The 16,073-nt window shown below is 72.1% G+C and carries 12 protein-coding genes; 4 read left to right on the forward strand and 8 right to left on the reverse strand.

All coding sequences use genetic code 11. From position 1 onward, the window contains the following. Positions 1–22 precede the first annotated feature (22 nt). Complete coding sequence (locus tag ABT342_RS07315) at positions 23–682, reverse strand: HdeD family acid-resistance protein (RefSeq protein WP_351568335.1); 660 nt, start codon at positions 680–682, stop codon at positions 23–25. Between the two features lie 75 nt (positions 683–757). Here ABT342_RS07315 and ABT342_RS07320 point away from each other — a divergent pair, with 75 nt between their 5' ends. Continuing rightward, a complete protein-coding gene (locus ABT342_RS07320; protein WP_351568338.1) occupies positions 758–1,510 on the forward strand; it encodes an enoyl-CoA hydratase/isomerase family protein in 753 nt (250 codons plus the stop codon). Positions 1,511–1,531: 21 nt separating this feature from the next. Here ABT342_RS07320 and ABT342_RS07325 read toward each other — a convergent pair whose 3' ends face one another. Then, the gene (locus ABT342_RS07325; protein WP_351568340.1) at positions 1,532–2,164 is read right to left on the reverse strand and encodes a DJ-1/PfpI family protein; all 633 of its coding nucleotides are present in this window, start codon (positions 2,162–2,164) and stop codon (positions 1,532–1,534) included. Between the two features lie 97 nt (positions 2,165–2,261). Further along, positions 2,262–3,287 carry a GlxA family transcriptional regulator gene (locus ABT342_RS07330; protein WP_351568342.1) on the reverse strand — a complete coding sequence of 342 codons (1,026 nt, stop codon included), beginning with the start codon at positions 3,285–3,287 and terminating at the stop codon, positions 2,262–2,264. Between the two features lie 115 nt (positions 3,288–3,402). Between ABT342_RS07330 and ABT342_RS07335 the strand changes: the two genes are divergently transcribed. Further along, entirely contained in the window at positions 3,403–4,257 is an 855-nt protein-coding gene (locus ABT342_RS07335; RefSeq protein ID WP_351568344.1) for an SCO6745 family protein, read from the forward strand. Between the two features lie 141 nt (positions 4,258–4,398). Continuing rightward, positions 4,399–6,786 (forward strand): Tex family protein, encoded by a 2,388-nt coding sequence (locus ABT342_RS07340; protein ID WP_351568347.1) that lies wholly within the window; start codon positions 4,399–4,401, stop codon positions 6,784–6,786. A 271-nt stretch (positions 6,787–7,057) separates the two neighbouring features. Here the strand turns inward: ABT342_RS07340 and ABT342_RS07345 are convergent, their stop codons facing one another. Then, the gene (locus ABT342_RS07345; protein WP_351568349.1) at positions 7,058–8,695 is read right to left on the reverse strand and encodes an ABC-F family ATP-binding cassette domain-containing protein; all 1,638 of its coding nucleotides are present in this window, start codon (positions 8,693–8,695) and stop codon (positions 7,058–7,060) included. A gap of 230 nt (positions 8,696–8,925) precedes the next feature. Beyond that, on the reverse strand, positions 8,926–9,954 hold the full coding sequence (locus ABT342_RS07350; RefSeq protein ID WP_351568351.1) for an oxidoreductase: 1,029 nt from the start codon (positions 9,952–9,954) through the stop codon (positions 8,926–8,928). Between the two features lie 67 nt (positions 9,955–10,021). Here ABT342_RS07350 and ABT342_RS07355 point away from each other — a divergent pair, with 67 nt between their 5' ends. Further along, on the forward strand, positions 10,022–10,981 hold the full coding sequence (locus tag ABT342_RS07355) for an NAD(P)/FAD-dependent oxidoreductase (RefSeq protein WP_351568353.1): 960 nt from the start codon (positions 10,022–10,024) through the stop codon (positions 10,979–10,981). A 90-nt stretch (positions 10,982–11,071) separates the two neighbouring features. Here the strand turns inward: ABT342_RS07355 and ABT342_RS07360 are convergent, their stop codons facing one another. The 3 genes from ABT342_RS07360 to ABT342_RS07370 form a co-directional block, all read right to left on the reverse strand. Then, positions 11,072–12,700, reverse strand: a complete 1,629-nt coding sequence (locus ABT342_RS07360) for a BCCT family transporter (RefSeq protein ID WP_502965488.1) — start codon at positions 12,698–12,700, stop codon at positions 11,072–11,074. Positions 12,701–12,819: 119 nt separating this feature from the next. Beyond that, positions 12,820–14,106 (reverse strand): M14 family metallopeptidase, encoded by a 1,287-nt coding sequence (locus ABT342_RS07365; protein WP_351568354.1) that lies wholly within the window; start codon positions 14,104–14,106, stop codon positions 12,820–12,822. Then, complete coding sequence (locus ABT342_RS07370) at positions 14,103–16,064, reverse strand: Xaa-Pro dipeptidyl-peptidase (RefSeq protein WP_351568357.1); 1,962 nt, start codon at positions 16,062–16,064, stop codon at positions 14,103–14,105. Before ABT342_RS07370 ends, ABT342_RS07365 begins: the two co-directional genes overlap by 4 nt. Between the last annotated feature and the right edge of the window lie 9 nt (positions 16,065–16,073).

Consider the following 16,073-nt stretch of genomic DNA (forward strand, 5'->3'; position numbering starts at 1 on the left):
TGACCGGGTGCGTATGACAGCGTCAGTTGTGTGACCGGTCCTGATCTTCTCCGGTTACCGGTTCTGTCGGCTCCGCCGTCGTGCCGTCGTCCGTGAGCATGCCGATGACCCGGCGGCCGCCGACCCCGATCGCGATCAGTCCGAGCCCGTCGAAGAGCAACGCCAGCGAGAAGAACACGCCCAGCACATAGCGGCTGCTCTCGGGCCAGTTCACGAGCACCAGAACGCCGAGCAGCACTCCGAACGCCCCCTGCACGAGCGTCCAGCCGAACTGCGGTCCGCGCACCACCACGCTCCCGACCAGCCGGAACACCCCTCCGGTCAGGAACAGCAGCGCGGCGAACATGGTCAGCGCCTCCGCGCTGCCCGTGGGATGGCGGAGCACGACCACGCCGGCCGCGATGTTGAGCGCGGCGACCACCACGGCGAGCCAGAAGAAGTTCGTGCCCCGTGACTGCACGGCGTGCAGCAGCCCGACCAGTCCGCCGATCAGCAGCAGCCAGCCGAAGAGCAGCATCGAGGTCAGGGTCGCCAGGCCGGTGTAGACAAGACCGACCAGCCCGCAGATCACGAGAATCACCCCGAGCGCCGCCAGCCAGCCGAAGCTGCGCCTGAGCTTCCTGCCCTCGTGGTCCCTTCGGTCTTCGTGCTCCTTGCGGGCCCTGCGCGTGGGACCGGTCATGAGTGCCTCCTCGTCGCACCCCCTCGTGATCCCTTCTTGATCCTAGGTTGGTGGAGTGCGGATAGCATCCGGCGCATGGACCGTACGGAGCCGGAGCTCAAGCACACCGTCACGGACGGCGTCGCCACCGTCGTCATCAGCAATCCCGCCAAACGCAACGCCATGACGGCCGCGATGTGGCAGGCCGTGCCGGAGCTGCTGGAGCGTCTGGCGGGCGACGCCGCGGTCCGGGCACTGGTGCTGACGGGGGACGGCGGCACCTTCTGCGCCGGCGCCGACATCTCCTCGCTGCGCCGGCCGGGCGACGACCAGCCGACCCTGGCGGTACGGGCCGAGGAGGCGCTCGCCGCCTTCCCCAAGCCGACGGTGGCCGCGGTGCGCGGCTACTGCGTGGGCGGCGGCTGCCAGCTGGCCGCGGCCTGCGATCTGCGGTTCGCCGAGGAGGGCGCGTCCTTCGGGATCACCCCGTCGAAGCTCGGCATCGTCTACGCGTCCTCCTCGACCCGGCGGCTGGTGTCGCTGGTGGGGCCGTCGACGGCGAAGTACCTGCTGTTCTCGGGCGAGTTGATCGATACGGAACGGGCCCTGCGGACCGGGCTGGTGGACGAGGTCCTGCCGCAGGGCATGCTGGGCAAGCGGGTCGCGGAGTTCACCCGGGTGCTGGCGTCCCGGTCGCAGCTGACCCAGGCCGCGGCCAAGGAGTTCGCGGCGGGCCGGACGGACCGGGACGGGTACTGGGCGGAGCAGGCCGGTGCGAGCGGTGACACGGCGGAAGGCGTCGCCGCGTTCCTGGAGCGCAGGGCTCCGAGGTTCACCTGGACGGTGTGACGGCCCCGTACCGGACGATGGTCACAGGACCTGGGCCGAGCGTGCGCGCCAGTACTCCACCAGCTCCCGCGGTGCCTTGTCCGGCGAGCCCGCGTCGTAAGGCGGTTGCGGGTCGTACTCGGTGAGCAGTTGTACGGTCCGGGCCACCTGGTCGCCCGCGAGGCGGCCCAGCAGATGCAGGGCCATGTCGATCCCGGACGAGACCCCGGCGGCGGTGACGTACTTCCCGTCGAAGACGACACGCTCGCCGGTCGGCTCGGCGCCGAACTCCGTGAGGTTGTGGAGCGCCATCCAATGGCTGGTGGCCCGGCGGCCCTTCAGCAGTCCCGCCCCCGCGAGGATGAGGGAGCCGCTGCATACGGACGTCGTCCAGGTGCTGGAGGCGTCGGCCGTACGGAGCCAGTCGAGGACCGTCTCGTCGCGCATGACCCCGCGCGAGCCAGGCCCGCCGGGTACGACGACGATGTCCGGGGCGGTGACCTCCGCCAGGGAACGGTCGGCGACCATGGCGAGGTTCCCCTGGTCGTTGCGTACGGGGCCCGCTTCCCGCGCGACGAAGACGGTCTCGGCACCGGGCAGCCGACTGAGCAGTTCGAACGGGCCGACGGCGTCGAGGCTGGTGAAGCGGTCGTAGAGCAGGACTGCGATCTGCATCGGATGATGCCTTTCCTCTGGTCGGTTCTGCAGGTCAGTCGGTCGGTCCCACAGGTCAGTGGGTCGGTTCTGCAGGTCAGTCGGTCGGTCCCACAGGTCAGTGGGTCGGTTCTCCAGGTCGGTCGGCTGGTTCCGCGGCTCGGTCGGCAGGTTCCGCGGGTCGGTGGACGGGCACGTGAAAGCGGCGGCGGTATTCCGCCGGCGCCGTTCCGAGGGCCTTCACGAAGGCCCGGCGCATCGCCTCGGGCGTGCCGTAGCCGCAGGCGCGGGAGATCTCCTCGACGCCGTCGCCCGTGTCCTCCAGCAGCCGACGCGCGTGTTCGAGGCGGACCCGGTCGACGTACTTGCCCGGTGTCGTCCCGGTCTCCGAGCGGAAGGCCCGCGCGAACTGACGGGGCGAGAGGCGGGCGTGGGACGCCAGCGACTCGACCGAGAGATCGCCGTCCGGGTGCTCGGTGATGAACCGCTGCACCTCGCGCAGCGGCTCGCGCTGTGCGGTCTGGGCGGCGAGCTGGGCGCTGAACTGCGCCTGGTTTCCCGGGCGGCGCAGGAAGACGACCAGGTGGCGGGCGATGGTGAGGGCGGTCTCGCGGCCCATGTCCTCCTCGACCAGGGCGAGCGCCAGGTCGATCCCGGAGGTGACGCCGGCGGAGGTGGCGAGCTTCCCGTCCCGTACGAAGATCGGTTCGGGGTCGACGTCGATCTCGGGGTGCGTGCGCGCGAGGTGGTCGCAGACGGACCAGTGGGTGGTCGCCCGGTGCCCGTCGAGCAGCCCCGCTTCGGCCAGCAGCAGGGCGCCGGTGCAGACGGAGACCAGGCGCTCGGCGCGTGGGGCGTGTGCGCGCAGCCAGTCGATCAGCTCGGGGGCGGGCCGGCGGGTGCCCTGGCCGCCGGGGACGATCAGGGTGTGCGGTGCGTCGGCCTCGTACAGACCCCCGTCCGGTACGAGTGTCAGCCCGCTGGAGGTGCGCACCGGCGCGCCGTCGAGGGAGGCGGTGCGGATGCGGTACGCGAAGGGCGCGCCCGGGTAGGCGTTGGCGCCCGCGAAGACCTCCACGGGGCCGGTCACGTCGAGGCTCTGCACGCCGTCGAAGAGGACGACGAGGAGTGATCTCTCTTGCATGTGTCCATCGTCCGGGCCCGCCACCGTGACCGCAATGACGTCCACCCCACCTTTCCTGCCACGACGGTCCGGCCCCGCCCTTGCGTCGTACCGACCAGTCGGTAACGTACGGGTCATGACCTCTCTGCCCCCGCGCGCGGGACGCCGCTGCCACAACGCCGTCAACCCGCTGCACTCCACCGTGTACTTCTCCCCCGACTACGCACAGGAGCTCGCCGGCATCGGCGTGGAGGACACGAGCGCGGCGTACTTCGCGGGGCGGGCCGCCGCGATAGGCGCCGTCGGGCCGGGCACGGTGGCGGCCACGTTCTACAACTTCAACCACGAGCTCATCGCCCGGCACCTGCCGGCCGTGTGGGACATCGCCCCGCCCGCCACCGTGCTGGCGGCCCGGATGCGCGCCGTGGACGCCACCCTGCGCAGGCTCCTCGGCGACGGGGTCGCCTCGGACGCGATGGCGGAGGCCGCCCGGCTCGCGCTCCGCGCCACGGAGGCCTGCACCCGCCACGCCCGCCCGCTCTACGCGGCGCACGCGGACCTGCCGGTGCCCGAGGAGCCGCACCTCGCGTACTGGCACGCGGCGACGCTCCTGCGCGAGCACCGCGGCGACGGCCATCTGACCGCGCTGCTGTCCGCCGGGCTCGACCCGCTGGAGGCACTGGTCAGCCACACCGCGACCGGCAAGGGCATGTCCCCCGGCTGGATCATCGCCAGCCGCGGCTGGCGGCGCGGCGACTGGGAGGCGGCTTCGCAGCGGCTGCGCGAGCGCGGACTGCTGGACGCCGAGGGCGCGCTGACGAGCGCGGGCTCTGCCCTGCGTGCGGAGCTGGAGGACCACACCGACCGGCTCGATCGCGCCCCGTACGAGCACCTGGGCACGGAGGGTGTCGAACGCCTCACCGAACTGGCGCAGGGATTCCTGACGACAGCGGTCGCGGCCGGTGCGTTCCCCTCCTATCTGCGCGGCTAGACAGACCCTGGGGCCCGAGCCGAAAGACAGGCCCTGGGGCCGGCCTCGGAGGGGCCACGCGACACGGCACCCGGCCACCCGGCAGAATGCAGGCTCAAGCACAGCCAGCACAGCCAGCATCAGAAGGCGAGTCGGGGAACCGTGACGACGTCCATCGAAGGCAGGATCGCCGAGGAGCTCGGCGTACGCGAGCGGCAGGTGAAGGCGGCCGTCGAGCTGCTCGACGGCGGGTCGACCGTGCCGTTCATCGCTCGCTACCGCAAGGAAGCGACCGAGATGCTCGACGACGCGCAGCTGCGCACGCTTGAGGAGCGGCTGCGCTATCTGCGGGAGCTGGAGGAGCGGCGGACCGCGATCCTCGACTCCGTACGCGAACAGGGCAAGCTGGACGAGGCCCTGGAGGCGCAGATCCGGGCGGCCGACACCAAGGCGCGTCTGGAGGACATCTATCTGCCCTTCAAACCCAAGCGGCGCACGAAGGCGCAGATCGCGCGCGAGGCCGGTCTCGAACCGCTCGCCGAGGGTCTGCTCGGCGATCCGTCCGTCGAACCGCTCGCGGCCGCCGCTGCGTTCGTGGACGCCGACAAGGGTGTCACGGACCCTGCCGCCGCGCTGGAGGGCGCCCGCGCCATCCTCACCGAGAAGTTCTCGGAGGACGCCGACCTCATCGGCGAGCTGCGTGAGCGCATGTGGACGCGGGGCCGGCTCGCGGCCAAGGTGAAGGACGGCAAGGAGGAGGCGGGCGCGAAGTTCGCCGACTACTTCGACTTCGCCGAGCCGTTCACCGAGCTGCCCTCGCACCGGATCCTGGCGATGCTGCGCGGCGAGAAGGAGGACGTGCTCGCCCTGGAGCTGGAGCCCGAGGAGCCCACCGACGGCCCTTCGACGTACGAGGGCATGGTCGCCCGGCGGTTCGACGTGGCCGATCGGGGCCGTCCGGGCGACAAGTGGCTGGCGGACACGGTGCGCTGGGCCTGGCGGACGCGGATCCTCGTGCACCTCGGGATCGACCTGCGGCTGCGGCTGCGGACGGCCGCCGAGGACGAGGCGGTCCGGGTCTTCGCGGCGAACCTGCGGGACCTGCTGCTCGCGGCGCCTGCCGGTACGCGGGCGACGCTGGGCCTCGACCCCGGCTTCCGTACGGGCGTGAAGGTCGCCGTCGTGGACGCGACCGGCAAGGTCGTCGCCACGGACACGATCTATCCGCATGTGCCCGCCAACAAGTGGGACGAGTCCCTGGCGAAGCTCGCCCGGCTGGCGAAGGAGCACGCGGTCGAGCTCGTCGCCATCGGCAACGGCACGGCGTCCCGCGAGACGGACAAGCTGGCCGGTGACCTGATCACCAGGCATCCGGAGCTGAAGCTCACCAAGGTGATGGTGTCGGAGGCGGGCGCGTCCGTGTACTCGGCGTCCGCGTTCGCCTCGCAGGAGCTTCCCGGTCTCGACGTCTCGCTGCGCGGCGCGGTCTCGATCGCGCGGCGGCTGCAGGACCCGCTCGCCGAGCTCGTGAAGATCGACCCCAAGTCGATCGGCGTCGGCCAGTACCAGCACGATCTGTCCGAGGTGAAGCTGTCCCGGTCGCTGGACGCGGTCGTCGAGGACTGTGTGAACGGTGTCGGGGTCGACGTCAACACCGCGTCCGCGCCGCTGCTTTCGCGCGTGTCGGGCATCGGCACGGGACTCGCCGAGAACATCGTGGCGCACCGCGACGCGAACGGGCCGTTCCGCTCGCGCAAGGCCCTCAAGGACGTGGCGCGGCTCGGCCCGAAGGCGTACGAGCAGTGCGCGGGCTTCCTTCGCATCCGGGGCGGCGACGATCCGCTGGACGCGTCGAGCGTGCACCCGGAGGCGTATCCGGTGGTGCGGCGGATGGTGAAGACGGCGGGCAGTGAGGTGGCGTCGCTGATCGGCAACTCGTCGGTGCTGCGGTCGCTGCGCGCCGACGACTTCGTCGACGAGACGTTCGGTCTGCCGACGGTGACGGACATCCTGCGCGAGCTGGAGAAGCCGGGGCGCGACCCGCGGCCCGCGTTCAAGACGGCGACCTTCAAGGAGGGCGTCGAGAAGATCTCCGACCTGGCGTCGGGGATGGTGCTGGAGGGGGTCGTCACGAACGTGGCGGCGTTCGGCGCGTTCGTGGACGTCGGCGTCCACCAGGACGGGCTGATCCATGTCTCGGCGATGTCCCGCACGTTCGTGAAGGACCCGCGCGATGTGGTGAAGCCGGGCGACGTGGTGAAGGTGAAGGTCCTCGACGTCGACATCCCGCGCAAGCGGATCTCGCTGACGCTTCGTCTGGACGACGAGGCGGCCGGCTCCCCGCAGCCCCGTCGCGAGCGCGGTCAGGGCGGGCGCCCGCCGCAGCAGCGCCAGGGGGGTGGCGGGCGAGAGCGCCGCGGCGGCGGTGCCGGGGGCGGCGGCCGCCAGAACCAGGCGGCGGCCCCGGGCCCGGCCCCGGCGAACAGCGCGATGGCGGATGCCCTGCGCAAGGCGGGCCTGCTGGACCCGAAGGGGCGCGGCGGGCGGTAGGCGGGGCGTGCGCCTGCGGCGGGCTTTTCCTCCCCGCCCCGCCCCTTCCCGAGTCGGGGGCTCTGCCCCCGAACCCCCGCGCCTCAAACGCCGGCGAGGCTGGATTGTGGGGCTGAGCCCCACTTCCGGCCCGTCCGGCGTTTGAGGACACGGCCGAAGGCCGTACGGGGCCTGAGGGTTTGCCCCCAGTTCGGGAAGGGGCGGGGTGGGGGAAAAGCCCGCCGCAGGCGCCCCACCCACACCGGGGCACGGGCGCGGAGCGGCCCAGCGGTCAGGACTCCGTCACCTTGCCGTCCGCCACCTCGATACGGCGTGTCGTACGGATCGCGTCCAGCATCCGCCGGTCGTGCGTGACCAGCAGCAGTGTGCCGCTGTACGAGTCGAGCGCGGACTCCAGCTGCTCGATGGCCGGCAGGTCGAGGTGGTTCGTCGGCTCGTCGAGGACGAGGAGGTTGACGCCCCGGCCCTGGAGGAGGGCAAGTGCGGCGCGGGTGCGTTCGCCCGGCGAGAGGGTGGTGGCGGGGCGCAGGACGTGATCCGCCTTGAGGCCGAACTTGGCGAGCAGGGTGCGTACGTCGGCGGGTTCGGTGTCCGGTACGGCCGCGCAGAACGCGTCCAGCAGCGAATCCGTGCCGTGGAAGAGCCCCCGGGCCTGGTCGACCTCGCCGACGACGACGCCGGAGCCGAGCGAGGTGTGTCCGCGGTCCAGCGGGAGACGCCCGAGGAGGGCGGCGAGCAGCGTGGACTTGCCGGAGCCGTTGGCGCCGGTGATCGCGACCCGGTCGGCCCAGTCGATCTGGAGCGAGACCGGCCCGAAGCGGAAGTCGCCGCGCCGGACCTCGGCGTCGCGCAGGGTGGCGACGACGGAGCCCGAGCGTGGCGCGGAGGCGATCTCCATGCGCAGCTCCCACTCCTTGCGGGGCTCCTCGACGGCGTCGAGCCGTTCGATCATGCGCTGGGTCTGGCGGGCCTTGGCGGCCTGCTTCTCGCTCGCCTCGCTGCGGAACTTGCGGCCGATCTTGTCGTTGTCGGTGGCCTTGCGCCGGGCGTTCTTGACGCCCTTGTCCATCCAGGAGCGCTGCATCCGGGCGCGGCCTTCGAGGGCGGCCTTCTTGTCGGCGTACTCCTCGTAGTCCTCGCGGGCGTGCCGGCGCGCGGTCTCCCGCTCCTCCAGGTAGGCCTCGTAACCGCCGCCGTAGAGGGTGATCTGCTGCTGGGCGAGGTCGAGCTCGAGGACCTTGGTGACCGTGCGGGTGAGGAACTCGCGGTCGTGACTGACCACGACCGTGCCGGCGCGCAGGCCCTGGACAAACGTCTCCAGCCGCTCCAGGCCGTCGAGGTCGAGGTCGTTCGTCGGCTCGTCGAGCAGGAAGACGTCGTAGCGGGAGAGGAGGAGCGAGGCGAGCCCGGCGCGGGCGGCCTGGCCGCCGGAGAGCGCGGTCATCGGCAGGTCGAGCCCGACGGTGAGGCCGAGCGAGCCGGCGACCTCCTCGGCGCGCTCGTCGAGGTCGGCGCCGCCGAGGTTCAGCCAGCGTTCGAGGGCGGTCGCGTACGCGTCGTCGGCGCCGGGGGCACCGTCGACAAGGCCCTGCGTCGCCTCGTCCATCGCGGCCTGCGCGGCGGCCACACCGGTGCGGCGCGCCAGGAACTGCCGTACGGTCTCGTCGGCCCGCCGCTCCGGCTCCTGCGGGAGGTGGCCGACGGTGGCGTGCGGCGGCGAAAGCCGCAGCTCGCCCTGTTCCGGTGTGTCGAGGCCGGCCAGCAGCCGCAGCAGGGTCGACTTGCCGGCGCCGTTGGCTCCGACGAGCCCGATGACATCGCCGGGAGCGACGACGAGGTCGAGCCCGGAGAAGAGTGAACGGTCGCCGTGCCCGGCGGCGAGCGCCTTGGCCACGAGTGTTGCGGTCATCGGGTGCGGGTCCTCGTCGTCTTGCGGTCGCGCCGCGCGGCGCGGCTCGGTGGTCGATCCTAATCGGCGTCGGGGCGGGGAAGGGGATCGGAGCGTCCCGTCGCGGTAGCGGCACATCGGCACGGCGTGACGACAGCCCGGACAGCGCCACGTGACGACAGCCCGGACAGCGCCACGTGACGACGGCCCGGACAGCGCCGGGCAGGGCCCACCCGGACCCCGCGGCCGTGTCAGCGCTCCACGGGCGCGACCAGCACGCCTCCCATGGCGCGTGCCACCACGAAGGACTGCCCCTTCACGGCCCGCCCGTCCAGGGGAATGCGGTGGGTGCCGGGCTCCAGCACGCCGTCGAAGACCTCATGGGTGTGGGTGCGGTAGAGCCGGTCCAGGCGGTACGCGACGAGCTGGACGCGGCAGGCGGAGGTGAGGGTCACCACCGCGTCGGGACCCGACGCCGTCAGTCCGTTCAGGCGGCGGCGCTCCGACGGGCCGCGGTCGAGGGCATGCTCGATCTGGGCGACGAGGAGCGGGATGACGGGGGCGAGACCGTCGACGTACGCGACGTCCACCCCCGCCTGTTCGAACGCGGCGCGCACCGCCGCGCGCTCCTCCTGGCCGACCGCCCGGCCGAAGGCGACGGCGCCGTACGCGCGCAGCTCCTCGGCCGGGACGGCCGTGGCGTCGTGGGTGATGTCGGCGCCGATGCCGATGGTGCGCAGGGCGGCGGCGAGCTTGGCGAGAACGGCGACGCGGGCGCCGATGAGCAGGACCCGGCGGCGCGGCAGGGTGCCGCCCGCCTCGTCGGCGAGCAGCCGTTCCAGTTCCGTACGGTACTCGGCGGCACGGAAGCGGAACGGGCCGAGGCCGTGGTACCCGCCCCGCTCCAGGTCGGGGGTCTCTTCCGTCTGCCAGGCGAAGTCCCGCCAGACGAAGGCCTCGCCGTCGCGCTCGATGACGGCGGTGACGGCGCCGCAGTCGAGCCGTTCGCATTCGGGGCAGCCGTAGATGACGTAACGACCGCCGGGCAGGGGGGCGTCGGCCTCCAGCAGCAGGCTGCGCACCTGGTGGGTGAAGATCGCGGGCGGGATGTCGGAGGCGAGCGGCGAGACGGCGTCGAGGTCGGAGAGCTGGAAGAGGAGCGGCCGGCCGTCGACGATGAAGTCGATGAAGTCCCGGTGGATCTGGTACCCACCATCCGCGAGGACTCCCCCGGCCCGCATCGCCGGCGCCAGCCCGAAGGTCGCGTACTCGGCAGACATGTCTGGAGTATCCCCAGCCGCGACGTGTTGTGCGCACGGCATCGGGTATTCCGCTACGGTCCCGGCCATGGCAGGCGACGGCGATGTGATCGTGGTGGGCGGCGGGGTCATCGGGCTGACGACGGCGGTGGTGCTGGCGGAGGGCGGGCGGCGGGTGCGGGTGTGGACCCGCGAGGCCGCCGAGGCGACCACGTCCGCGCTGGCCGGGGCCCTGTGGTGGCCGTACCGCATCGAGCCGCGGGAGCTCGTCGGCGCGTGGTCCCTGGAGTCGCTGCGGGTCTACGAGGAGCTGGCCGCCGATCCCGTGCGGACCGGGGTGCGGGTGGTGGCCGGTGTGCACGCGGATGTCCGGCTCGACGAGCTGGGTCCGTGGGCGCAAGAGGTGGCGGGGCTGCGGCAGTTGCCGCCGGGTGAGGTACCGGGCGGGTACGCGGCCGGGCTCGGGGCCCGGCTGCCGCTGGTCGACATGCCCATGTATCTGAGGTGGCTGCGGGCGCGGCTGGAGGCGGCGGGCGGTGTGGTGGAGGCCCGGACCGTGCGCTCGCCGGCCGAGGCGATGGTGGGCGCTTCGGTGGTGGTCAACTGCACGGGGCTCGGCGCGCGGGAGTGGGTACCGGATCCGGGGATGCGGGCGGTGCGGGGCCAGTTGGTGCTGGTGGAGAACCCGGGGATCGACACGTGGTTCACGGCCGCGGACGAGGCGTCGAGCGAGACGACGTACTTCTTTCCGCAGCCGGGGCGGCTGATTCTGGGAGGTACGGCGGAGGACGACGCCTGGGACCTGGAACCGGACCCGGCGACCGCGGCGGCGATCGTGGAGCGGTGTGCGCGGGTCAGGCCGGAGATCGCGGGGGCGCGGGTGCTGGGGCATCGGGTGGGGTTGCGGCCGGTGCGCGGCGCCGGGGTGCGGCTCGCGGCCGAGGCCGGTCCGGCCGGGGTGACCGTGGTGCACAACTACGGGCACGGCGGGGCGGGGGTGACGGTGGCGTGGGGGTGCGCGTACGCCGTGGCGGGGCTGGTGGACTGAGCGGGCCCGCCGCTCCCCCGGCGGCGCCCGGGGCCGAGGGCCGGGCCCGGGGCCGGGGCGGCGGGGGAAACGACGGCCCGCGGACCGTCGTCAGGGACGCGACGGGCCGATGCGGATCTCGAAGTCGCCGTCGTACTGCTCGTGGCCCGCGATGACCGCGGTCTCGACCGCTTCCTCACCGCGCTCCCCCCGCACGATCAGCGGGTCGTGGCGCAGGTCGCGCATCAGGGCGAAGCACATGCCGATCATGACGAGCACGAAGGGGGCGGCCACCAGGATGGTGAGGTTCTGCAGGCCGGCCAGCGCGTCGCCCTGTCCGCCGCCGATGAGGAGCATCACGGCCGCGACGGCCCCGGTGACGGCGCCCCAGAAGACGACGACGAACCGGCCGGGCTCCAGTGCGCCCTTCTGGGAGAGCGTGCCCATCACGATGGAGGCGGCGTCGGCGCCCGAGACGAAGAAGATCCCCACCAGGATCATCACCAGCAGGCTCGTCGCCGTGGCGATGGGGAACTGCTGGAGCACGGCGAAGAGCTGCCCCTCCGGCGACGCCTCGTCACCGAGCCGCCCGCGTTCCTGGAGCTTCATCGCGGTTCCGCCGAAGATGGCGAACCAGAACAGGCTGACCGTACTCGGCACCAGGATGACGCCGCCGATGAACTGACGGATCGTCCGCCCGCGGCTGATCCTGGCGATGAACATGCCGACGAACGGCGTCCAGGAGATCCACCACGCCCAGTAGAAGACCGTCCACTTGCCCAGCCACTCGGCGACGCCCTCGCCGCGCGCGGCTTCGGTGCGGCCCGCCAGCTGCGGCAGTTCGCCGAAGTAGGTGGCGATCGACGTCGGCAGCAGATCGAGTACGACGATGGTGGGCCCCACGATGAAGACGAAGACGGCGAGGATCAGCGCCAGCACCATGTTGATGTTGGACAGCCACTGGATGCCGTTCTCGACCCCGGAGACCGCGGAGAGGACGAAGGCCAGGGTGAGGACGACGATGATGGCGACGAGCAGTGCGGTGCTCGCCTTGGTCAGCCAGCCGAGTTCGACGGCTCCGCTGCCGATCTGGAGGGCGCCGAGACCGAGGGAGGCCGCGGAGCCGAAGAGGGTGGCGAAGATGGCCAGGCCGTCGATGACCCGCCCGCCCGCGCCGTGTGCGTGCTTCTTTCCGATGAGGGGCTCGAAGACCGCGCTGACGGTCTGGCGCCTGCGGCGTCGGAAGGTGCTGTACGCGATGGCCAGTCCGACCACGGCGTAGATCGCCCAGGGATGCAGCGTCCAGTGGAAGAGGGTCGTGGCCATGGCGACCTCCATGGCCTCGGCCGGGTCGGCCGGGTAGGTGCCGGGCGGCGGGGTGATGAAGTGCGCGAGCGGTTCGCTGACCCCGTAGAACATCAGACCGATGCCCATGCCCGCGCTGAACATCATCGCCACCCAGGACACGGTGCGGAACTCGGGTTGCTCGTCCTCCCTCCCGAGCGGGATCCTGCCGTAGCGGCTGATGGCGATCCAGAGCGCGAAGACCACGAAGCTCGACGCGGCCAGGACGAACGCCCAGCCGCCGTTGTGGATGAGACCGGCCAGCATGGCGTCCGAGACCGACTTGAGTACGTCCGTGGCGACGGAGCCCCAGAGGACGAAGGCGAGCGTCAGGGCGGCGGTCACGCCGAAGAGCACCCGGTCGGTCCGGGCGGTCTTCGGCGTGACGTCGTGCAATTCGTACGAATCGTCGTGCGAGACCTGTGGCACCTGGGGCACCTTTCGCTGGTGGGGCTCAGGGAGCGGCTGTTTCGCTCTCCGTAGGCCCTACCACAGGTCACGCACGTCACCCGGCATCAACAGGCGGTGTCAGGCTGTCCCGATACAAGGTGGTATGCCGCCCGCTCGTCGAGGAGCAGTGGCACGAGGGCCCGCTGCGACTGCCTCAGCGGTACGTACGCTCCGTCACGGACGTGCCTCGCCACGACGCCGTGGAGGGCTAGTTCGTCCCGGACGTCCGCGTACTGCGCGGCGGTGAGCCGGTAGCCGCAGGGCGGGTCCTGGAGGGTCTCCTCGGGGGTCGCCGGGTCGTTGTCGGCGCCGCCGATGTGGACCGGGCCCGTGTCCCTCAGTCCCGCGAGGCGGGCGGCGCCCGTGGCGGCCTCGATACGGCCGCGCCGGGCGTCGACGAAGCTGAACGCCCCCTCCAGTGCCGTGAGTTGGGTGCTCACACGGCGACGGTTGTTGAGGGCCGGGTCGTTCTTCTCCGCCTCGGTGAGGGCGTCGACGCGGGTTTCGACGAGCAGCCCGACCGCGTGCTTGATGCCCGCCGTGTTGCGCAGGATGCGCTCCTGGCCGTCGCCCGCGACCTGCTTGACGGGCTCACCGGTGACGGGGTCGGTCCAGATGCCGTAGATACCGCTGCTGAAGCCCGCGTCATGGGCGGCGGGCCGTACGTACCCCTCGGAGAGGGTGCGCGCCTCGTCGTGCACGCGCGCGTCGGTGTTCAGATTGCGCGGCCAGAGGGAGAGCAGCTCCTTGTCGTAGTACGGGGATGTGGCCCCGTACTCGTGCAGGTCGTAGATCACGTCGGGCCGCCGGTCCCTGATGACGGAGGCCAGCGCCCGGCCCTCGGCGGTCCTGAGGGCGATGTGGTCGCGGTTGATGTCCACGCCGTCGGCGTTCTCCCGGGTGTCGGCCGCGCGGCCGTCGGGGTTGGCGGTGGGGATGACAAGGACGGTCGTACGGTCCAGGAAGCGACGGGTCTTCGCGTCCCGGGCCTGGGCCAGATCGCGCACGGTGGTGAGGCAGGCCTCGCGGCCCGATGGCTCGTCGCCGTGCTGACTGCAGATCAGCAGCATGGTGTTCGCCGTGGGGCGCTCGCCCCCGATGCGTACGAGCTGGAGCGGGCGGCCCTGCCGGGTGGTGCCGATGGTGCGCAGGGAGACCCGGTCGCTCGCCCGGTCGACGAGGTCGAGGAACTGCCATTCCTCGGGCTGGCTGGTCCAGCGCGCCCCGTTCGACGCTTCGAATCCGGTGCGCGGCAGGCTCTCAGCCGCCGGAGCGGGGGCCGCGTGGGCGGGTACGGCCGTCAGCGGTGCGGCGAATGCGCAGAGCGCCACGGCGAGGGTGCGGAGCTTCATCGGGTGCTGCCTCCGGGGATCGGGCGGATCGGACGCGGCTCGCCGACACCGTCGAGCCGGGACGCGTGCGGGGCGGCGGCCGGCGGGGTGCCCGTGGTGGCCCGCAGGAAGGCCGCGGTGCCTCCGGCGACCGGGAGGCCGGCGGACGTACGCGCCAGGTCGAGGGTGAGCGTCGGAGTGGTGGACGGCGGGTCGATGAGGTCCTTGTCGGTGCCGCCGACGATCAGGGCGAGGCGGTGTCCGGCCGGGACGACATGGTCCGTGGCATGCAGGTCGAGGGTGATCGTGTACGGCCTGCCGGGGATGAGCGGGCGGCCCGTGTCCGGCGACGCGTGGTTGCCGAGGTCCGCCCAGCCGCGGCTGACGACGGTGTGGTCGACGGCGGTCGTACGCGCCGCGGTCTCCTTGAAGCAGGCGCTGTCGCCGGTGGTGCTCGCGCCCCAGCAGGTGCGCTCGGGAAGGGTGGTGATGCCCTCGCCCGCGGCGGCGTAGTCGCGGATGGTGTCCGGGCCGAGGTCGACGAGGACGGCGGACAGATGCGCGGTCGTGGTCGACGGGGTGGCGGTGACGGTGACCTTCGAGGAGCCGGACAGACGCAGGTCGCGGCTGAGCGGCCGGGTGGTGAAGCCTGCCTTGGCGGGCGTGGACCGGTCGATGTCCGCGGCCCAGTCGGTCTCGCCGAGCCGGGGGTCGTCGGTGAAGGTCTCGGTGGCGCCGGGCCGTGCGGGCTTCAGGCCGAGGGTGCCGACTCCGGCCGTGGTGCCCTTGCCGGGGCGGACGGTGGTGGTCGCGGTGGACCGGGGCGGCCAGACACGGTCGGTGGACCACTGGTCGGGGGCGTGTTCGATGTCGGCCATCGGTTCACGGTCGATGCCGTTGTCGTAACCGAGGAGGTAGTGGTCGAACCACCGGTGCAGGGTTTTCACCCACTCGGCGCGGCGGAAGTCGAACGGGTCGACGTGCCCTGTCTGGGACAGCCAGATCTTGCGCTCCACGCCCTGCTCGGCGAGGGCGTCCCACCACTGACCGAAGTGCCCCGGACGGACGTTGAGGTCCTGCATCCCGTGGACGACGAAGACACTGGCCCGCACCTTGTCGGCGGCCGGCACGTAGTCGCGTTCGCTCCACAGCCGGGTCCGGTCGCCGGTGCGCGGGGCCTCGTCGACCAGGCGTTTCTGGACGGCCTGGCAGCGGGCTCGGGCCTCGGGGCTTTCGACGTAGTCGGAGAGCCAGTCGGGGCCGGAGTCGTAGAGCGGGGCACCCTTGGCGAAGTAGTAGTCGTACCAGGAGGAGATGGCGGCTATCGGGACGATGGTCTTCAGGCCCTCGACCCCGGTCGCGGCGACGCCGTTGGCGATCGTGCCGTCCCAGCTCTTGCCGGTCATGCCGACGTTGCCGGTGGTCCAGCCGGCTGTGGCGCGCTCGCCGCCGGTGCGGGTGGTGTAGGCGCGGGCGCGGCCGTTCAGCCAGTCGACGACGGCCTTGGCGGAGAGGATGTCGGAGCGGCCGCCGACGTCGACGCAGCCGTCGGAGCGATTGGTTCCGGCCAGATCGACGGCCACGAAGGCGTAGCCGCGCGGCACGAAGTAGTTGTCGTAATAGAGCGGGAACCGGACGGGATCGCCGTTCGCGTCGTACGTCTTCTTCTGGCTCTCGTTGCCACGCCCGCAGCAGGAGTAGTACGGGCTGGCGTCCATGATCACGGGTATCTTCCGGCCCTGTCGCGCGGCTTCCCGCGGCCGGACGATGTCGACGGCGACGCGGTCGGTGCGGCCGTCCCCGTCGCCGTCGAGCCGGGTGTCCACCCAGGCGGACTCACGGATCGCGTTGTCGTACGAGTAGACGGGTCGGCTCTCGCGGGGCGCGGCGGACGTGGCGGCCCCTGCTGGTGGGACGAGAGCGGATATCAGGGCGGCGGCGGTGGCCGCGACCATGAGTGATCTGGCACGTTTCGGCATGGCCGGAAG

The sequence above is a fragment of the Streptomyces sp. NPDC000410 genome, from assembly GCF_040300305.1.
Classification (GTDB): Bacteria; Actinomycetota; Actinomycetes; order Streptomycetales; family Streptomycetaceae; genus Streptomyces.

Bases quoted from the DNA above. Each gene is read 5' to 3' on its own strand.
- ABT342_RS07355 (WP_351568353.1), top strand. From the start codon at position 10,022: ATGGCAGGCGACGGCGATGTGATCGTGGTGGGCGGCGGGGTCATCGGG.
- ABT342_RS07345 (WP_351568349.1), bottom strand. From the start codon at position 8,695: ATGACCGCAACACTCGTGGCCAAGGCGCTCGCCGCCGGGCACGGCGAC.
- ABT342_RS07370 (WP_351568357.1), bottom strand. From the start codon at position 16,064: ATGCCGAAACGTGCCAGATCACTCATGGTCGCGGCCACCGCCGCCGCC.
- ABT342_RS07320 (WP_351568338.1), top strand. From the start codon at position 758: ATGGACCGTACGGAGCCGGAGCTCAAGCACACCGTCACGGACGGCGTC.
- ABT342_RS07350 (WP_351568351.1), bottom strand. From the start codon at position 9,954: ATGTCTGCCGAGTACGCGACCTTCGGGCTGGCGCCGGCGATGCGGGCC.
- ABT342_RS07330 (WP_351568342.1), bottom strand. From the start codon at position 3,287: ATGCAAGAGAGATCACTCCTCGTCGTCCTCTTCGACGGCGTGCAGAGC.
- ABT342_RS07365 (WP_351568354.1), bottom strand. From the start codon at position 14,106: ATGAAGCTCCGCACCCTCGCCGTGGCGCTCTGCGCATTCGCCGCACCG.
- ABT342_RS07325 (WP_351568340.1), bottom strand. From the start codon at position 2,164: ATGCAGATCGCAGTCCTGCTCTACGACCGCTTCACCAGCCTCGACGCC.
- ABT342_RS07315 (WP_351568335.1), bottom strand. From the start codon at position 682: ATGACCGGTCCCACGCGCAGGGCCCGCAAGGAGCACGAAGACCGAAGG.
- ABT342_RS07335 (WP_351568344.1), top strand. From the start codon at position 3,403: ATGACCTCTCTGCCCCCGCGCGCGGGACGCCGCTGCCACAACGCCGTC.